Below are 18,255 nucleotides of genomic sequence, written 5' to 3' on the forward strand. Positions count from 1 at the left end.
TGCACACATTTAAAATTGAAATAATGAAAAAATATAGTTACTTAATAGTTGGGCTCGTACTAATGATTCAAATGGAATCCTGTGAAACGACCGAATTGGATATTACAGAGGATCCGAATGATCTTACAGAAGCATCCTTAGATGTGGATAACCTATTTATAACAGTTCAAGAAAATTTCGTCAGACATATTGCCGGCGGCGGTAGTGGTGAAGATTTATTTGCTAATAACCCAGATAGTGGTCTTGATGAAATCGGAATGGACCTAACCCGAATCGGCAACTTCTTTGGAAGCTTGTATAACGCTCAGTATTTAGATGCTGCGCAAGATGGGGAATGGAGAAATGCCTACAGAGGAGTACTTCAGAATATTGAGACGATGATTCCCATAGCAGAAGAACAAGGGCTTAACAGGCATGTTGGTATAGCTAGATTTATGCAAGCGTATGTCTATTCTTCTATGGTTGATTTTTTTGGTGATATTCCGTTCAACGATGCTTTACAAGCAAGAGAAGGGGTTTTTGCTCCAACGGTAACTCCTGGCGCCGAAATTTATGCCGCAGCTTTTGATTTTCTAGATCAAGCAGATGCTAACTTTACGAACGCTACCGTTAGAGATCCTTTGAATGATTTATTCTATGGTAATGATTTTGATAAGTGGCAATTGGCAACTAATAGCCTTCGCCTAAAGTTGTTGGCACAAACCCAGTTGGTTGACGCTACTGCACAAGGGCAGTTCAATGCTATTATCGCTAGTGGAAATTACATTCAAAATACCGAAGATGATTTGCAATTCCAATGGGGTACCGGGCTTGCTAATCCAGAAACAAGAAATCCAAGATATGTAGATGGCTATTCCGTAACCGGAGCTGGCGATTATATTGCAAACTGGTATATGGATCAGATGATGAAATCGAATGATCCTAGATTACGTTTTATCATATATCGCCAAACCAATGCGGTACCAGGTGCAAATCTTCCAGGTTTACCACCGGATGCAGGGCAATTAGGCTGCTCTGTCATTACCAATCCACCTCCGCAATATCTTTCGGGCGGATTTTCATTTTGTTCTTTGGATAACGGTTATTGGGGCCGTGACCATGGAAGTGAAGAGGGCATTCCTGCTGATAACTTCTTACGATCTACCTGGGGTGTATACCCGTTCGGAGGACGCTTTGATGATAGCCGTTTAACCGAAATCAGCTTAACCACTGGGGCCCAAGGAGCAGGCATAACACCTATAATTACTGCCTCCTTGATTCAGTTCTTACAAGCTGAAATGGCTATGGCAGCTGGAGATCAAGCTGCTGCAGGAATCCTTTTGCAACAAGCCGTAGCAACACATGTGGGCAAAGTTCGGAACTCGGGTATTGTTGATCCGGATGCCGATATGTCTTTAGCACCTACAGACACCAACGTTGCTGATTTTTTAGCTACTTTAAATACGAATTTCCAAAATGCTGATACTATGGGAAGATGGAATATATTGGGAGAACAATTTATTATGGCTAGCGTAGGTATGGGTATCGACTCCTATAATTTTTATAGAAGAACGAATTTTCCAACTACGTTACAGCCTAACCTGAACCCTAATCCCGGAATGTTCATGAATTCACTATTTTACCCTGCAAACGCTGTAAACAATAATAGTAATCTAAGCCAAAAACCTAATAACGCTGTTTTTGTGTATTGGGATACTAACGGTACTCCACCCGCTAACTAAAAAATAACATAATATGAAATATATAAAATTAATTTTAACGCTTGGATTCATCTGTACGATTTCTTGCGAACCGGAAGATAACGTAGCCATAAATTTAAATAATGGCGTAGTACCGGGAATAGTTGTAAGAACCTTGTCGCTTACCGGAACAACCTTTGATTTTTTCAATGTGCCAGAATCCGTACTAGCCGTAGATTTTGAAATTCAAGCACCAGCTGGTGACGTCGTTAGTGAGGTTCAAATTTTTATTGACTTTCAAGACAATACATTTTTTGAATCGGAATTCAATAGTAATGGTACCACAGATGTTGAAGAAACATTGATACAAACGATCACAGCTTCTGAACTGGCATCGGGCCGTTTTGAATATCCCACGGGAAGTTTCTCCTTTGGTTACCAAGAATTGTTAGATGCTGCAGGCATACAAAATGACTTAAATGATGTTTTCAACTCTGATCAACTTATTGTGCGTCTTGAAGTTCTAATGGAAGATGGAAGAACCTTTACTAACTTAGGAACCAATTCACCGTCGTTAGAAGATGGATTTTTCCTTTCTCCTTACCGTTATTTTTCAACTATTTCTTGTCCCATTGTAGTAACTGGTGATATCACCATTGATTTTGAGGACACTTATGGTGATGGTTGGAACGGTGCTGCTATAGTTGTAACGAATGATGGGGAAGCAGAGTCTTTTACATTGGATGATGGAGCAGCGACTTCAGTAACCGTTGCACTTCCTACGGGAGGTGTACAGAACCAGAGTATCGCGTTTTCTGGAGGTTCTTTTGACGAGGAAGTAGGTTATACAATAACTAGGGATTCTGATGGCAGAGTGTTGGCTTCTTTTAGTCCTTCTTCAGACGGACCCCCGAATGGAGGTATAACGTTAGATACTGGTACAAACCCTTGTGTTCGTTAATAACAAAAAAACCAAGATAAAAAGAGACTGTCTAAAATGGCGGTCTCTTTTTTTGTTTAGAATTTATGAATAGACCTTCTCTAGAATGAATATTTGTTCTTTAATCACGGTCACCTAATGCTAAATAAGTTTGAGCTTCTTATAAGAGACTCTAATATTTTCATCGCAAGTAAAATAAAGTAAAAAGTAGGTAGCGAAATCAATATGTAGTCTCCTTGTGTTTTCACTAATAAACGTAGCGGTTTATTGTCAAACAGAATCTTCCTTTGAAGAACATAAAACTAACTATAAAGTAATCAAATGAGATGCTAAATATTTCCCAAATGAAAAACCAATTATTAAGATTTCTCTCTCTGAGAATTATGATAAAACAAAAAAATAGTTATTTATACACTAGACGGATATTCACTTTTTAAGATGGAATCAGCTATACTCACATTTTGGGTAAACAAACTAAAGAAGAAGACGGTTATGATTAGGGGACTAACGTTATACCACCAGCATTAGTTGTTGGGATATTCCATAATGATAGAAATCTTGAAACTGAACCTGATTTTGATGGTTTGGAGTATCTAGAGAAACTAAATGATTTAAAAAATTTACTTGTATCAGAAGTAGTACCTTACATAAATAGTAACTACAGCATATCTGGTTATAATAGCATCATTGGACACTCCAATACAGCTTATTTTACAACCAACCTACTATTCCAAAAAGACATTGCATTTCAAAGTATTATTGCTTTATCTCTTACTGAAGGATCTGCGGCTGTTTACAAAAAACTAACAGAAACATTAATTTCAAAAGTTGATGGAAGCTTTTTTTTAGGTTATAAATTAGACAATGAATTCAATTGGATAGCAAAAAAACGGAAGCCAACGTATCAAACAAAAATATTTTAGTTAAAGAGTATAATTCAAACCGTAGTGATGTACCTGCCTCATCTCTTTTAGATGCTAAAAAATATTTATTTAATGACTATCGAAATTTTAATGACTTTAATGTATGATTTACAAGTACTGACTTTAAGATAGACGAATACCTCAATAGTTATGAAGTAAAAATTAAAAATAAATATGGTGTAGGTACTCAAATATTAGAAGATGACTGTGCTTCTTTATTAGTTGAAACCATCAATAATAAGAATATTAAGTTTGCCATATTTTTCAATAATAAATGCAGTAATTTTTCGCCATTCATTTTCATCTTTAACGTCTAAATGCAAATACTCATTTCTATCTGTTAATGACTCAGAAAAACTTAGGCTTTCTTTGACTCTCATATCACTGATTGGTAGGGTCGCGCCTTCTTTATGAAAAAGTTGTGAAATTACTTTGCCGATTCCGCGAGCAGAGCCTGTTACAAGTACTATTTTGTTTTCTAATCTTCCCAAGGATGAAACTTAGGGTTTGGTTTAGATGTAATGGACGAAGGAAAATGTTAAGACATAAATATTAAATACAGATACCGCATTGAAAAACGATGTAAACCTTTGGAGACATTGTTTTTTATGGTTGAATTATAGTCCAAAGACAAACCGATTAGCTATGAAGATGTAAACAATTGACAAAAGGTAAGTGGGAAATAAAATATTGACGCTAATCCAAATATTTCAAAAATGAGAACAAAACTAAACAAACTAATATTTAGTATTGGAGTACACCCCAGTCTTACCTTTTCCAATTGTTTTACAAATCACGTATTTTTTTCTGTTCCTTGATTTTATTTGAAACGAAACCCAACTAATTTGATACACATAGCTATTTATGGTTATCGTTGAATGATATTTATAAAGAATTAACAGGAAGCTTATATTCGTATGGACTTGGCAACGAGCTAGTTTTTTGTGCTGTTGCCTGTTCAAGTTTCATTTATTATATGAAGACCATGTAAAAACACTATTTTTTATTTCTTGTTGTGGGATGAACCAATCAACGTGTCACAGCTCAATCCTTTTAAAGTCCATTCGCAGAATGATTATATACAGGAAGTGCCTTTTTGGAGCGCTTACGCCAATGGGATTAACACTATTGAAATAGATATTTTTCTTAAGGAAGGGAATCTTTATGTTGCCCATGACACATCTGCTATTTTACTGGGCCGCATGCTCCAAACTATGTATTTATAGCCTATTGAAAACATGAAATCGTAGCAATTAGGAAGAGGTCAGTCCCTACAATTATTGATAGATAAAAAATCTGAGCCCTATGCTATGCGGAACTAACTGGTGTTAGTTTTAGATTAACATCTTAAAATTATTAATGATACATCCATTGCAATTATAATTTCCTTAAACCGTCCTAAAGTTGAAGATTATGGGAGTAAATGCCAAAATCAAATAGAATTTTTTAACTGTTGATACTATTGAAGTAAAAGTTTTCGTGATAGTCTCATCAATTAACTAGTGTTCTTTGTGGGTTGACTTCGAATGTTCGTTAACATGTCTGCCTGCACCAACAACAGTTTCTTGGTTATCATGTTAAGTATTGGTCATACGCTTACGCAACGATATAATTTTATGGCTATTTCGGAGAACTTTTTGTTCAAGTTTTTTCATCAAGCCAAACTGTCTAGTGCCAGGTATTAACTTGTGCCTTGTTTATGTTTTGTCTAGTTTTTGTCTCTTAAATTAGTTTGGTAATGCTTAGATTTAGATTGTCAATAATAAAGGTCAACGATTCCTTAATTTAGTTTCCAACGTAACGGGGGTAGGGGATAACCGTAGGCTAATTAGTTAAGCTCCATATTAAGTATGATTGCATTAGAATTTACTACGTTTATAGGTCGTTTTCACCCGCTTTTTGTGCATCTGCCTATTGGTTTTATATTGCTGGCGATTCTATTGGAGTGGTGGGAAAGCTTTCGTAGGAAGGAAACGCTTAATGCCCTTATTCCAATTGCATGGTTTATCGGTGGTCTTGCAGCGTTTGCAGCTGCGCTTTGTGGTTGGTACCTCGGTGAAACAGGTTTGTATGAAGAGGATAAGATTTTTCTTCATCGCTGGTTGGGCATCACACTTGTTCCCATTGCTTTTGTAGGGTGGTGGGTTAAAAGAAAATACAATAGTTACCACAAAGCAGTACAGCATGGTTTCAATATCCTTTTAATTATTTTGTTGTCTGTTGAAGGCCATAAAGGTGCCAATCTTACCCATGGCGAAAGCTACCTAACGGAATATGCTCCAAAGCCGATACAAAAGCTATTCGCATCTAAAGACGTTGATGGTTTTAAGCTTCTGTCTAATAACCCTGATAGCGTTCGGGTCTATACCGATTTGATACAACCTCTTTTTGATGCAAAATGTGTTTCCTGTCATGGTAATGAAGTAAAACGAGGCGGACTAAATATGAGCCATCCAGATTCCCTTTTGTTAGGAGGTGATGGAGGCCAAGTGTTGTTAATTGGCAATGCAGGGGAAAGTGAGCTCTTTAGAAGAATCACATTACCTCAAAATAATAGTAAATTCATGCCTCCTACCAATAGCGTCTTAACCTATGATGAAATTAAGACCGTAGAATGGTGGATAGATGAAGGTGCATCTTTTGAAAATATGGTAAGCCAGGTAGAAGTCGGTAAAAGCATAAAGCCTTTACTATTGCGTAGGTTTGGACTAGACACGACACCTCGTCCATGGTACCAAAAAGTACAGATAGCTCCTTTAGACAGCACACAGATAGCATCTCTTATACAAGAAGGATTCTTTGTAAAGACCTTTGGAGAAAATAATTCGTTACTAGATGTCAGTTATACTGGCCTTGATCTCACAAGAGAAAAGCTGAGGGCATTAGACGTAGCAAAAAACCATATCACTTGGCTTTCTTTCACTGAAACTAATGTAGTCGACGAATGGCTTTCTGTCATTTCCGGGTTTAAGAACTTAACGCGACTAGAACTGGATAAAACAATTATATCCGACAGGGGAATTGTCTATCTTAGAGACTTGACGCACCTTGAAGTTCTAAACATGTATGACTCCAAAATTTCAAATGCCTCGCTTCCTTTCTTGCAAAAATTACCTGAACTGAAAAGGGTGTACCTCTCAAGAACTCAAGTAACTGAGGATGCTGCAAAGGCGGTATTAGGGGGTAAGGAAGATGTTTCATTTATTGTGGACGAAAATTTCAAGAATTAAAAATTGTTAAAAAATATGTTTCAACGTAACCGTAATTATTTTGTAGTATACCTGATAGGTCTTATAGTGTTGGCCTCCTGTGGAGGACCGGAGCTATCGGTAACGGTTCAGTTGGCATATGACAAACTCCCTAAAGAAATCGACTTTAACAAACACGTAAAGCCAATACTTTCTGATAAATGTTATATATGCCACGGTCCTGATGAGGCCAAAATAGCTGCTGGGTTGCAATTGCATGCGCCAGAGGTAGCGTACAAAGAATCTGAAAATAGTCCTGGAAAATATACCATTGTACCCGGTAACACTGGTAAAAGTTTGTTAGTAGAGCGCATACTCAGCGATGATCCAGAGATAGTGATGCCAGAGCCGAGTTCACATTTATCCTTAACGGATTATGAAAAGGCAATGCTGGTAAGATGGGTGGAAGAAGGTGCCGAATACAAGGACCATTGGGCATTTCTAGCGCCTGTAAAACAGAATATACCAAACGTAAAGCTGAAAGAAAAAATAGCCAATCCCATCGATAATTTTATCCTTGCCAAATTAGAGCTTGAAAACTTAGCACCCAGCAAAAGTGCAGATAAAGAAATGTTGCTACGAAGATTGAGTTTTGATTTGACTGGATTGCCTCCTACGCTTCAAGAAATCAAAGATTTTGCAAGCGATGGTTCTGAAAATGCATACGAAAAACAAATTGACCGGCTACTGGCCTCGCCGCATTATGCGGAGCAAATGACCTTAGATTGGATGGACCTATCTCGCTACGCAGATACCCATGGGTATACTGTAGATCGGTATCGTGATGTTTCACCGTATCGCGATTGGATTATCAAGGCTTTTGATGAAAATATGCCCTACGATGAATTCATTAATTGGCAAATAGCCGGCGACCTGATGGAAAACGCTACGAAAGAGCAGATTCTAGCAACAACCTTCAACAGGCTGCACCCACAGAATGCTGAAGGTGGAATCATTGATGAGGAATTTCGTTCAGAGTATGTTTCCGATAGGGCCAATGTGGTCAGTGAAGGATTTTTGGGATTAACGATGGCCTGTGCTAAGTGTCACGATCATAAATACGACCCCATCTCACAAAAGAATTATTTCGAAATGTATAGTTTTTTCAACAACATCCAGGAATCGGGACAAATATCTTATGATGGGTCTATGCCCGCACCGACTTTATTACTGCCAGAAAAGGAACAAACCGAGTTTTTAGCATACGTTGAAAAGCTTATCGATGAAAAACAGGAAAGCACAATTAAAACTGCTAAAACGGAAACCGAAAAAGCGCAAGAATGGGTGTCTGAAGAAAGTTATAAAAGCCTAGCGAAAATAGATTTTCCAAAAAACCGCGAAGCACATTTCGATTTCAACAGTGGTAAATTAGCCAATCGACTACCACCTTTTCAGCTTGGAAAAATGGAACGTCAAGGCGCCATTGACCAAAATGCGAGTTTTACAAAAGGTCACACGGGAAAGGGGTTAAAAATGGACGGGGATGCTTGGTTTAATTTAGGTAAGGCAGGAATTTTTCAACGACACGAACCGTTTAGTATCGGTATTCAGGTTTTTATTCCCAACGGTTTGGAGAACGGGGTTATTTTTCACAAAGGGGTGGGGGCGAAGCTTTATAATTTTAGAGGATATCATTTAGCTATAAGAGATAATAAGCTTGAGGCTTTACTTGCCCACCAGCATCCTGGTAACGCCATTGTAAAGTATGCCACAACGGATATGCCCAAAGATAAATGGGTGCAACTTACCATGACCTATGATGGTTCAAGTACCGCAGACGGACTCCATATCTATCAAAATGGAAAGGCACTGGAGACCAAAACAGAAATTGATAACCTGTATAAGGATATCGTATTTAATTCCAAGGCATATAGCATGCAAGGTGTTCCTGCTGACCCTGGACTTCAAATTGGAGCTAGATGGAGAGGGAAGGGAATCGGCGGTGCTACGGTGGACGATATCTTGATTTTTAACAAAGAACTAACAGCTCTTGAAATAGGTCAAATCGGCAATCCGGAACTTTTCCAAGCCCTCGTTTCAAAAAATAAGAGTCAGCTTAATTCAGAAGATAAATCGACACTTATAGCATATTATGTAGCGAGGGAATCAAAGTCATATCGAGAGTCCTTGCTAGCGCTTCAAAAAGTGCGAAAAATCCAAGTAGATAGTATTGAACTCATTAGAGACATACCTGTAATGCGGGAAATGAAGGAGCCGCGAAAAACATTCGTTCTCGAACGTGGTTTGTATAACCAATATGGAGAACAGGTATATCCCAATACGCCTGAAAAGATATTTGCGTTTCCTGATAGTCTTGCAAAAAATCGCTTAGGCTTAGCAAAATGGATTACAAGCAAGGACAATCCCTTAACGGCTAGAGTTGCGGTCAATCGGTATTGGAAAAATTTATTTGGAACGGGAATCGTTCGCACAGTAGAAGATTTTGGGAACCAAGGGGAACTACCTAGTCATCCCGCACTGTTAGACTGGTTGGCTATTCAATTCATGGAGTCTGGATGGGACGTCAAAGCGTTACACAAGCTGATGGTAATGTCTAATACCTACCGACAATCTTCTTTGACAACCGAAGAGTTATTGATGCGTGATAAAGCGAATCGACTTCTTGCACGGGGACCATCTGGCAGATTAACAGGGGAAATGCTGCGAAACAATGCGTTGGTCGCATCAGGCCTTTTAAATCGTAAAATCGGTGGAAAAAGTGTAAAACCGTATCAACCGGCTGGACTCTGGAAAATTAACGGGTCAACTTACGAAGAGGATAAGGGAGAAAAACTCTATCGTAAGAGTATATACACCATTTGGAAACGTTCGGTGCCTCACCCAACAATTGCTACATTTGATGCTCCCGAAAGGTCTTTTTGTGCCGTAAGACGTCAAGAAACTAATACCCCATTACAGGCCTTGGTATTAATGAATGACCCTACGTATGTAGAAGCGTCAAGGGTTTTAGGATACGCAATGTTGCAATACTCGGACCAAAAAACAGGTATTGCGAATACCTTTAAAAAGTTGACCGGAAGAACAATTAAAGAGAGGGAATTAAACCTATTAGCCGATTTACAATTAGCGGAATATAAAAAATTCAAGGCTACGAAATCTAAGGCAGAAGGCTGGCTAAACTCTGGTGAATTCCGGATTTCAAATGATAATGATGAAGCGTTGGTTGCTGCAAATGCAGTGGTCGCAAGTACGATAATCAATTCGGATGCCGCAATTACAAAAAGATAAGCTCTTCTCTAAACCCTTCGAAAGAGGAGAACACAAGTAGGAAAAAATAAATTGAAAAATTAGAAATAGAGCAAGCATTCTTAATGAGTTACCTTCCTTTTGGGATGCTTAGGGAGGAGATATTTAAACAAAACATATGTGTCACAATCACGATGATATTTTAAGGTCAAAAAATAAGGATTTACAAAAAATAGAGCGCCAAATGGACCGGCGGAACTTTCTAACGAAAACTTCCATGGGGCTTGGGGCTATTGCTTTGAGTTCATTATTGAATACTGAAAAAGCCTTTGCGTCGGTCAAAAACGGCGGCTTGGACAATTCAAGTTCCGAAGCGCTATTGAAGTCGTATAATAAGAATCGCTTAGGTCTCCCACATCATTTACCTAAAGCAAAACGGATTGTTTATCTTTTTCAAAGTGGTGGGCCATCGCAGTTTGAAATGTGGGATTATAAACCCAAGTTAAAAAATATGTTTGGGCAGGACTTGCCCGACTCCGTTCGTCAAGGACAGCGGCTTACCGGTATGAGTGCTAAGCAAACAAGCTTCCCCATGGCGCCTTCTATTTTTGATTTTAAGCAATATGGAAAAACAGGCACATGGGCCAGCGATTTACTGCCTTACACTTCCGAAGTGGTTGACGAGCTTTGTTTTATCAAATCAATGCAAACCGACCAAATAAATCACGACCCAGCTATTACCTTTATGCAGACCGGAAATCAACTGGCAGGGCGACCATCTATTGGTTCTTGGTTGAGTTATGGTTTGGGTTCCGATAACGATAATCTACCCACATTTATCACCCTGATAACAAAAAATATGGGAGGACAACCTTTATACTCCAGATTATGGGGAAATGGTTTTTTACCTACGGAACATCAGGGCGTACAATTCCGTTCTGGAAAAGATCCTGTATTGTATTTGAGTGACCCTGAAAATTATGATGGAACTGATAGAAGACAAATGCTGAATTATTTGGGAAAACTAAATGAAGTGCAACATGACGCCTATGGGGATCCGGAAATCAATGCGAGAATGGCGCAATACGAGATGGCATTTCGCATGCAAACTTCAGTTCCAGAGGTTACTGACATGTCTGACGAACCAGACTATATTTTTGATATGTACGGGGAGGATAGTAGAGACCCTGGAACCTATGCTGCTAATTGCTTGATGGCCAGAAAGCTTTTAGAGAAAGATGTAAAATTCGTTCAATTGTACCACCAAGGTTGGGACCAACATAGTAATTGCCCCGGGGGTGTTAAGGCCCAATGTCTTAGAACAGATCAGGCCAATGCAGCTCTCATAAAAGATTTAAAGCAACGCGGTATGCTTGAAGATACTTTGGTAGTGTGGGGAGGCGAATTTGGTCGTACGGTTTATTCACAAGGTCAATTAACCCCCCAAAATTATGGTAGGGACCATCATCCCAAGGCTTTTACCATGTGGATGGCGGGCGCTGGTGTCAAGGATGGATATACACACGGAGAAACCGATGATTTTAGTTATAATGTAATAAAAGATCCTGTGCATGTGCATGATTTCCATGCTACCTTATTACATCTTTTTGGCATAGATCATGAGCGCCTTACTTTTAAGCATCAAGGTCGCCGGTTTCGATTGACCGATGTTCATGGCCATGTTGTTAAGGATATTTTGAGTTAAATTTTAAGAAGAACTTATGTACCAATGAACAGCGGTACACTTTGGTATGCGAGAATGGGGTGCGCATTTGTGTACATGAAAGCCGCCATGTTAACTTTAGAGGAAACAAACTAGAAATATAAAGCTAGAGAATCGATTGTTTGTTGTGGCGTAAAGTCTGGTTTAAGAGACTTTAAAATAACTAGGATATTTTAAAATAATCAAATCTTTGGTGACTCTGTTGGCCTAGAATTGTTTATGGTATAAACCACACAGCAAATTAACTTTACTTTTGTTATCTGAATATAATTTTTAAAAGTATAAAAGCTAAGGGTCAATCATTTTGTTTAATCGCATCTAGGTATAACTTCGACCCAAGCTTATTTAGATAAAAAATATCAGTACTTTTCTTTTAATATGGAATGAATATTTGTTGTAGAAAAAGAAGAAACGGATGTTTGCCTATTTTAAAAGTGCTACAGATTCATTTTACGGAATCAGCGACTAACTTTTAGTATACCTTTATATTCAATTCGCATTCATGTATTTTCTTTATCGCGTTCGGGTATCTAATTTGATTGTAAGGTACTTTTAGAGTAGAAACATCATTGTAAAATACCCTGCTTATATTTATTGTGTTACAAAGGTGTAACATCGATAACAAAAGAAAGGACTGTGTTTCTGTAATCCTTTGATAATCATGTGACCCTGAAAAGGTTACATAGGGGCTCTAACAAAAATAATAATGCACCAGACTTAAGGTACTACTTTTTTGTTTTTTGCCAAAACTTAAACTCCGTTTGATTTTTCCATAAAAAAAGAACCACATTCGAAAAGGAATGTGGTTTCTTAGTGTTGTGACCCTGACAAGATTCGAACCTGTAACCTTCTGATTCGTAGTCAGATGCGCTATCCAGTTGCGCCACAGGGCCATTTATTTCCCATATAATGGGCTGCAAATATATTTCTTTTTACTTTTAACACAAAATAAACCAGTGTTTAGTTAGCGCCTAAATCCCTATTATGGCAATGGTAGATCTTAGGACGCGTTCAGGTAAGAAATGGGTACATAGCCTTTGGTAAAGAACTATGTTTTAAGGACGGTATGTCCTAAAAGAGGTATCGGATTATGCACAGGTTTTAGCTTAACTTAGCACAAGCAACAAAGGAAATGGATTTTAAGAGGTATATAAGGGATATAAAAAATTTTCCAAAAGAAGGGATTTTATTCAAGGACATAACGCCGTTATTGCAGGATAGCGTTGCGCTTACAAAAGCTGCTGATCAATTGGCGTTGCTTGTTGGAGATGTCAAAATTGATAAGGTAGTGGGAATGGAGAGTAGGGGTTTTATTTTTGGACCTATACTGGCTCAAAAATTACAAGCGGGTTTTGTACCTGTGAGAAAACCTGGTAAGTTGCCTTATAAGAAGTTTAGTGAAAGCTTTGCACTAGAGTATGGTAGTGATATCCTAGAAATGCATATTGATGCCATTAAGGAAGGTGATAAGGTGCTTATTCATGATGATGTATTGGCTACTGGAGGAACCGCTAGTGCCGTGGCAAAACTCGTGGAACGCGCCGGTGGGGAAATCGTACAGTTTAATTTTTTACTAGAACTGGAATTTTTAAAAGGCCGTGGAAAGATTGCAAATTGGACAACCCGTTCTTTGATTTCTTACTGATCTAATGCTTTTGTAGTTACGAAGTAGCGCCATCCAATAAGGACCATTTGTAATTTTGAAGCCTTTGAAAGGTCTAAACGCTGTTTTGAGTAGGAGGGAAGCAAGGCCTTATTCAATTTAGCCAGAAGGGTATACATGTTGGTTTATTTTTATTGGATGTTCAAAAATACAAAATTAAAAATGAGGCAAAAGCTGCATTTTTAATTGCTTTACGTTTAAACTTCCTTCAATGTTACCGTTTTAGTTGGTCACTATTTTAGTTCCAAAAATTGGATAATACAATCGTCAATATTAAATACAGTACTAGTTTTATAAAGTTAAGCATGTCTATTGTTTTTAGTGATATTAATAGCTTTTGTTATGAATTATCAAAATAAGATATAAAAAAGAAGCGCATAGTTGCAAGAGAAATTAATAAAATTAATACAATTACATACAGTACTGTAAGTTAAATAATCAAGTATGTTTTAATATTTTTTATATTTACTACAAAGAGGTTTTAATTTGAAATCATAAGTGTCTTAAAATATTTTAATATGTAATTTTTCTAGAGGGTTTTTGATGCTATTTTTAGTTTACTAGGGCGTTTTCATTCTAAAATGGCTAGTTAAAGTCCTTTTCATTTTTATAAAAATAAAAATCTATCTAAAAAACGGATAAGTTTTCTTTAGGATTTGCTTGTATTTAGTGTTGTATTACTTCTTTTTTGTGGTTATAAGAATAAGGCTATTTTTTCCTTATTTACCATCTTCTATGATAGCTTCTTGTCCCTATAGCGCACTTATGGAGGCAAGTTTATCTGGATTTAAACTTTTCATTTGTTGGTGGGGTTCCTTTTTGCTATTCATAAGCATAAATGGTCTTTCGTTACCCTAGCCGCTTTTAATACTTGCAATTGGGCTTGTGGTGTTATCCGCAATGAAAAGCATATCGTTTTCTACAGTATTATGAGATACCTTGTTTAGCTCTTTTGGTTTATTGATGACATATTCGGATTGGTTTTCAACGGTAGTTTCATTACCTTTTATCATTCTTTACCTTCATTTTTCCATTATTATATGGGTGCTTTTTTATTTCAATTTTTTTGGTAGCCTAAGCTTATTGTACCTTCTGTTTTTATGTGATTTTCAAAGCCTTTAATAGCAACCGGAAACTCAAATTGTTCTACTATATTTGCTGAAAATTGAGGTATGCAGAATTTTTTGCTGGTGTTAGGTGGCTTGGTGTTATTGATTGCCGGAGGTAATTGGCTATTGAAATCGGCAGTGGACTTATCTTTAAAATTGAACATACCCAAGATAGTAATTGGGATGACGGTGGTGTCCTTTGCTACGTCGGCCCCAGAGCTTATTGTAAGTGTAACTGCTGCCCTCAATGGCTTTCCCGATTTAGCGATTGGGAACGTAATAGGTTCCAATATTGCGAATTTAGGCCTTGTTTTAGCCATAACGATATTGCTGAGTAATATAGATGTAAAACGTAGTTTTTATACAACGGATTGGCCTGTAATGATGCTGGCCTCCTTTTTGTTTTTCTTCTTTATTTACTTTGATGGTGTCTTGCAGATGTACGAAGGTATCATAATGGTTGCTTTTCTTTTTATCTTTTTAGTCTATCTGTTGCGCTTTCAAAAAAAGGCGGTAGAGGATGAGGTAGAAGCGGCTACCGTTATGATGCCCATATGGAAGACGACTCTTTTCCTAGGTCTTGGCGGTACTGCCTTGTGGGGCGGCTCAGAATTATTGATAATGGGTGCTGTTGGCCTAGCTACAAATTTTGGTGTAAGTGAACGGGTTATAGCTGTTACCATTGTTTCTGTGGGTACCAGTATTCCGGAATTGGCGGCATCTATCATTGCGATAATCAATAAAGAAAAAGCGATTTCCTTAGGGAATCTAATAGGATCTAACATTTTTAATTTATTGGCTGTACTTGGGATTACTGCCATAATCACGCCTATAAAAGTTATGGATCAAGGATTACTTTCTAATGATATCTTTTGGATGTTGGGTATTTCTTTTTTGATTCTACCTTTAGTATTTATTCCAAAAGGCTTGCGTTTAGGATGGCGCGATGGCTTAATTCTTCTTGGAGTTTATTTGCTATTTGTGTATATTACAATACATTAGGAATATCTATTCTTTATGCAGAAAACTATATTTTATATTTCCATTTTGTTAGTTGTCCTAGGTGCACATGCTAAACTCTTGGCCCAAGACCAAGATTTTCTCCAAGCTAAAATACTGAATCAAAAAACCGGAGAGCCCATAATTTTTGCTACCGTACGCCTTATAGGTAAGGCAAAAGGGGTCATTACCAATATGGACGGTAGTTTTCGTTTGCCCTTAAGCTATCTGGAAGTAATTGATTCTATTGGAGTTTCTTCCATGGGTTATGAAAAAAAAGCATTTGAACTAAAAGGGCTCTCTTATACCGATATTAATATACTATACTTGAAACCAGGTATTGTCTCCTTGGATGAAGCCGTGGTCAGTGCCAAAAAGAAACGCGAGCTCTCAGCCAAGAGGATTGTGCGTAGGGCTATAGAAAATATCGTCAATAATTACCCTTTACAAAATTTTTCAGCCGTTGGTTATTATAGAGATTATCAAATTAAAGACGACAATTACATTAATCTGAACGAAGCTATTTTAGAGGTAGTCGACAGTGGTTTTGATACTGATGACGAAAAAGAATCTAAAGTGCGCATTTATGACTATCGCCCCAATGAAACTTTTGAACAAGATGAAGATAGTAAGGTGGCGTATGATTATGAAAATCACAAAAAAGTGATTGAAAATGCTTATTTGAGAGGGTATGGTGGCAACGAATTCACGATTTTACGTATTCATGATGCCCTTCGAAATTATAAGATAAATTCCTATGATTTCGTAAATGTTATGGAACGTGATTTTATTCGTAATCATTCTTTTAAAAGGGAAAATGACATCAAACAAGATGGCGAAGAATTGTTCGCCATCACTTTTAAACAGTCAATGCAACCAAATAATATCATAGGTAAGCTATACATATCCAAAACGGATTATGCGATTCATAAATTAGAGTACGCCCTTTATGATGACAAACGTAAAGTACGAAAAGGGCAAGTAAGCAGGCATGGTATTGGTTTTGAAGTGGTTTTTGAGATTATTACGGAATACAAGCGCAAGTCTGAAAAAATGTTTCCGAATTACATCTCTTTCTTTAATAATTTTAAAGTTCAAAAAGCCCCTTTATTTTATGTAGAAAAGGTATATTGGAATGGCAGCAGGGGGTGTTTTGTGGTCCAGTTCAATGATTTTGTACATGAGATATCAGGAGCAAGAGCAAGGAACTATATTTTAACTTTTCGTGGAAAACAAATCACCTTTGGCCAGATGAACGTGCGGGGTGACAAGGTAGAACTGTTTCCAAGGAAGGATGATAACTTTAAGAATATGGTAGATACTTTGTATTCCCCAAAATACATAGGCAAAAAAGATGTGCGCCTATCCTTACAAGTAATAAACATAAAGAATAGGGCGCGGACATCAACGGTTAATGAAATAACTTATGAAGCCTACAAACAATACCGAGAATTTTTTGTACAAGAGATAAAGCCTAACGGTAGCGTATTAAAGGATACGTTGTTCATGAATAAAGACCGCCCTATTTTTCAAGACCAACCCATGTTAAAGCCAGATAACTTTGATGAGTATTGGATGAATACGCCATTACAAACTATAGATGAATAAAAAAATGCCTTGGAAATTCCAAGGCATTTTAAGTATAAGTACCAATTAAATACGCTTTATAATTTCGCAGATTTAACCGTTTTAATGATTCTTCCTGCAATCTTGTATGGGTCACCGTTAGAAGCTGGTCTTCTATCTTCCAACCAACCTTTCCATCCTTGTTCTACGGTAATAATTGGAATACGGATGGAGGCACCACGGTCAGAAATACCAAAACTAAAATCATTGATAGAAGCTGTTTCGTGAAGACCTGTCAAACGTTGGTCATTAAACTCTCCATAAACAGCGATGTGTTCTTTTACAACTGGTCGAAAAGCTTCACAAATTTTTTCGTAGGTAGCTTGGTCTCCGCAAGTTCTCAAAATCGTGTTAGAGAAGTTAGCGTGCATACCAGAACCGTTCCAGTCCAAATCTTTACCTAATGGTTTTGGGTGGTAGTCTATGTAGTACCCATATTGCTCCGTTAAACGGTCTAATAAGTATCTAGATACCCAGATTTCATCACCTGCTAGCTTTGCGCCTTTAGCGAATAATTGGTATTCCCATTGGCCAGAAGCTACTTCTTGGTTAATACCTTCAAAGTTTAAGCCAGCTGCAATACAAAGATCAGCATGTTCTTCTACTAAATCTCTACCGTGTGTATTTTTCCCACCAACGGAGCAGTAGTACATACCTTGCGGAGCAGGATACCCTCCAATTGGGAAACCTAAAGGTAATTGGGTAGCGTTGTCCATTATAAAGTACTCTTGTTCAAATCCAAACCAGAAATCATTATCATCATCATCAATACCAGCTCTTCCGTTAGATTCATGTGCAGTTCCATCAGCATTTAGAACTTCGGTCATTACTAAGAAAGCATTCTTTCTCGCAGGATCTGGAAATATAGCAACTGGCTTTAATAAGCAATCAGAAGAATCTCCTACGGCTTGCCTTGTTGAACTTCCATCAAAAGACCACATTGGGCAGTCTTCCAGTGTACCTCCAAAGTCATTTACTACTTTGGTTTTGCTTCTCATGTTCTGTGTTGGATAATACCCATCTAGCCAGATGTACTCTAATTTTGTTTTGCTCATCATGTGTGGTCGTTATTTTAAAAATAATAAATAGACAAGCAAAAATATGTTTTTTGTTGAGTTATATAAATTTTTAAGGGGTT

General features: G+C 37.5%; 14 protein-coding genes and 1 tRNA gene. 10 read left to right on the forward strand and 5 right to left on the reverse strand.

Annotated elements, in window-relative coordinates; genetic code table 11:
- Window positions 1-23 precede the first annotated feature (23 nt).
- The 3 genes from Q360_RS0119080 to Q360_RS0119090 all read left to right on the forward strand — a co-directional run bounded on the left by Q360_RS0119080 (window position 24) and on the right by Q360_RS0119090 (window position 3,542).
- Complete coding sequence (locus Q360_RS0119080) at window positions 24-1,721, forward strand: SusD/RagB family nutrient-binding outer membrane lipoprotein (protein WP_169734675.1); 1,698 nt, start codon at window positions 24-26, stop codon at window positions 1,719-1,721.
- 13 nt (window positions 1,722-1,734) lie between these two features.
- The gene (locus Q360_RS0119085) at window positions 1,735-2,640 is read left to right on the forward strand and encodes a hypothetical protein (RefSeq protein ID WP_027078510.1); all 906 of its coding nucleotides are present in this window, start codon (window positions 1,735-1,737) and stop codon (window positions 2,638-2,640) included.
- Between the two features lie 563 nt (window positions 2,641-3,203).
- Window positions 3,204-3,542 (forward strand): hypothetical protein, encoded by a 339-nt coding sequence (locus Q360_RS0119090; RefSeq protein WP_027078511.1) that lies wholly within the window; start codon window positions 3,204-3,206, stop codon window positions 3,540-3,542.
- Window positions 3,543-3,760: 218 nt separating this feature from the next.
- Here the strand turns inward: Q360_RS0119090 and Q360_RS0119095 are convergent, their stop codons facing one another.
- Window positions 3,761-4,033: an SDR family NAD(P)-dependent oxidoreductase gene (locus tag Q360_RS0119095; RefSeq protein ID WP_027078512.1), complete on the reverse strand. Its 273-nt coding sequence runs from the start codon at window positions 4,031-4,033 to the stop codon at window positions 3,761-3,763.
- Between the two features lie 543 nt (window positions 4,034-4,576).
- On the opposite strand from Q360_RS0119095, the gene Q360_RS0119100 reads away from it, so the two are divergent.
- The 4 genes from Q360_RS0119100 to Q360_RS0119115 all read left to right on the forward strand — a co-directional run bounded on the left by Q360_RS0119100 (window position 4,577) and on the right by Q360_RS0119115 (window position 11,702).
- Complete coding sequence (locus Q360_RS0119100; RefSeq protein ID WP_156950181.1) at window positions 4,577-4,768, forward strand: PI-PLC domain-containing protein; 192 nt, start codon at window positions 4,577-4,579, stop codon at window positions 4,766-4,768.
- A 624-nt stretch (window positions 4,769-5,392) separates the two neighbouring features.
- The gene (locus Q360_RS0119105) at window positions 5,393-6,772 is read left to right on the forward strand and encodes a c-type cytochrome domain-containing protein (RefSeq protein ID WP_027078514.1); all 1,380 of its coding nucleotides are present in this window, start codon (window positions 5,393-5,395) and stop codon (window positions 6,770-6,772) included.
- A gap of 15 nt (window positions 6,773-6,787) precedes the next feature.
- Window positions 6,788-10,039, forward strand: a complete 3,252-nt coding sequence (locus tag Q360_RS0119110) for a DUF1553 domain-containing protein (RefSeq protein WP_027078515.1) — start codon at window positions 6,788-6,790, stop codon at window positions 10,037-10,039.
- Window positions 10,040-10,175: 136 nt separating this feature from the next.
- Window positions 10,176-11,702, forward strand: coding sequence for a DUF1501 domain-containing protein (locus tag Q360_RS0119115; protein ID WP_027078516.1), 1,527 nt, complete (start codon window positions 10,176-10,178; stop codon window positions 11,700-11,702).
- Between the two features lie 837 nt (window positions 11,703-12,539).
- On the opposite strand, the gene Q360_RS0119120 is transcribed toward Q360_RS0119115, so the two are convergent.
- A tRNA-Arg gene (locus tag Q360_RS0119120) sits at window positions 12,540-12,613 on the reverse strand.
- A 239-nt stretch (window positions 12,614-12,852) separates the two neighbouring features.
- On the opposite strand from Q360_RS0119120, the gene Q360_RS0119125 reads away from it, so the two are divergent.
- Entirely contained in the window at window positions 12,853-13,365 is a 513-nt protein-coding gene (locus tag Q360_RS0119125; protein WP_027078517.1) for an adenine phosphoribosyltransferase, read from the forward strand.
- On the opposite strand, the gene Q360_RS0119130 is transcribed toward Q360_RS0119125, so the two are convergent.
- Window positions 13,359-13,502: a hypothetical protein gene (locus Q360_RS0119130; protein ID WP_027078518.1), complete on the reverse strand. Its 144-nt coding sequence runs from the start codon at window positions 13,500-13,502 to the stop codon at window positions 13,359-13,361. The genes Q360_RS0119125 and Q360_RS0119130 overlap by 7 nt on opposite strands.
- A gap of 735 nt (window positions 13,503-14,237) precedes the next feature.
- On the reverse strand, window positions 14,238-14,396 hold the full coding sequence (locus Q360_RS25970) for a hypothetical protein (protein ID WP_156950182.1): 159 nt from the start codon (window positions 14,394-14,396) through the stop codon (window positions 14,238-14,240).
- Window positions 14,397-14,555: 159 nt separating this feature from the next.
- On the opposite strand from Q360_RS25970, the gene Q360_RS0119140 reads away from it, so the two are divergent.
- Together Q360_RS0119140 and Q360_RS0119145 are read left to right on the forward strand one after the other, a co-directional pair.
- Window positions 14,556-15,494: a calcium/sodium antiporter gene (locus tag Q360_RS0119140; RefSeq protein WP_027078519.1), complete on the forward strand. Its 939-nt coding sequence runs from the start codon at window positions 14,556-14,558 to the stop codon at window positions 15,492-15,494.
- A gap of 15 nt (window positions 15,495-15,509) precedes the next feature.
- Entirely contained in the window at window positions 15,510-17,099 is a 1,590-nt protein-coding gene (locus Q360_RS0119145; protein WP_027078520.1) for a carboxypeptidase-like regulatory domain-containing protein, read from the forward strand.
- Between the two features lie 56 nt (window positions 17,100-17,155).
- Here Q360_RS0119145 and Q360_RS0119150 read toward each other — a convergent pair whose 3' ends face one another.
- Window positions 17,156-18,172: a glutamine synthetase beta-grasp domain-containing protein gene (locus Q360_RS0119150; RefSeq protein WP_027078521.1), complete on the reverse strand. Its 1,017-nt coding sequence runs from the start codon at window positions 18,170-18,172 to the stop codon at window positions 17,156-17,158.
- Window positions 18,173-18,255: the final 83 nt, after the last annotated feature.

The sequence above is a fragment of the Maribacter antarcticus DSM 21422 genome (genome assembly GCF_000621125.1).
GTDB lineage: Bacteria > Bacteroidota > Bacteroidia > Flavobacteriales > Flavobacteriaceae > Maribacter > Maribacter antarcticus.

Excerpts from the sequence above, each read along its gene's own strand:
- Q360_RS0119080 (WP_169734675.1), top strand. The coding sequence starts at position 24 with ATGAAAAAATATAGTTACTTAATAGTTGGGCTCGTACTAATGATTCAA.
- Q360_RS0119085 (WP_027078510.1), top strand. The coding sequence starts at position 1,735 with ATGAAATATATAAAATTAATTTTAACGCTTGGATTCATCTGTACGATT.
- Q360_RS0119105 (WP_027078514.1), top strand. The coding sequence starts at position 5,393 with ATGATTGCATTAGAATTTACTACGTTTATAGGTCGTTTTCACCCGCTT.
- Q360_RS0119110 (WP_027078515.1), top strand. The coding sequence starts at position 6,788 with ATGTTTCAACGTAACCGTAATTATTTTGTAGTATACCTGATAGGTCTT.
- Q360_RS0119115 (WP_027078516.1), top strand. The coding sequence starts at position 10,176 with ATGTGTCACAATCACGATGATATTTTAAGGTCAAAAAATAAGGATTTA.
- Q360_RS0119125 (WP_027078517.1), top strand. The coding sequence starts at position 12,853 with ATGGATTTTAAGAGGTATATAAGGGATATAAAAAATTTTCCAAAAGAA.
- Q360_RS0119130 (WP_027078518.1), bottom strand. The coding sequence starts at position 13,502 with ATGTATACCCTTCTGGCTAAATTGAATAAGGCCTTGCTTCCCTCCTAC.
- Q360_RS25970 (WP_156950182.1), bottom strand. The coding sequence starts at position 14,396 with ATGATAAAAGGTAATGAAACTACCGTTGAAAACCAATCCGAATATGTC.
- Q360_RS0119140 (WP_027078519.1), top strand. The coding sequence starts at position 14,556 with ATGCAGAATTTTTTGCTGGTGTTAGGTGGCTTGGTGTTATTGATTGCC.
- Q360_RS0119145 (WP_027078520.1), top strand. The coding sequence starts at position 15,510 with ATGCAGAAAACTATATTTTATATTTCCATTTTGTTAGTTGTCCTAGGT.
- Q360_RS0119150 (WP_027078521.1), bottom strand. The coding sequence starts at position 18,172 with ATGAGCAAAACAAAATTAGAGTACATCTGGCTAGATGGGTATTATCCA.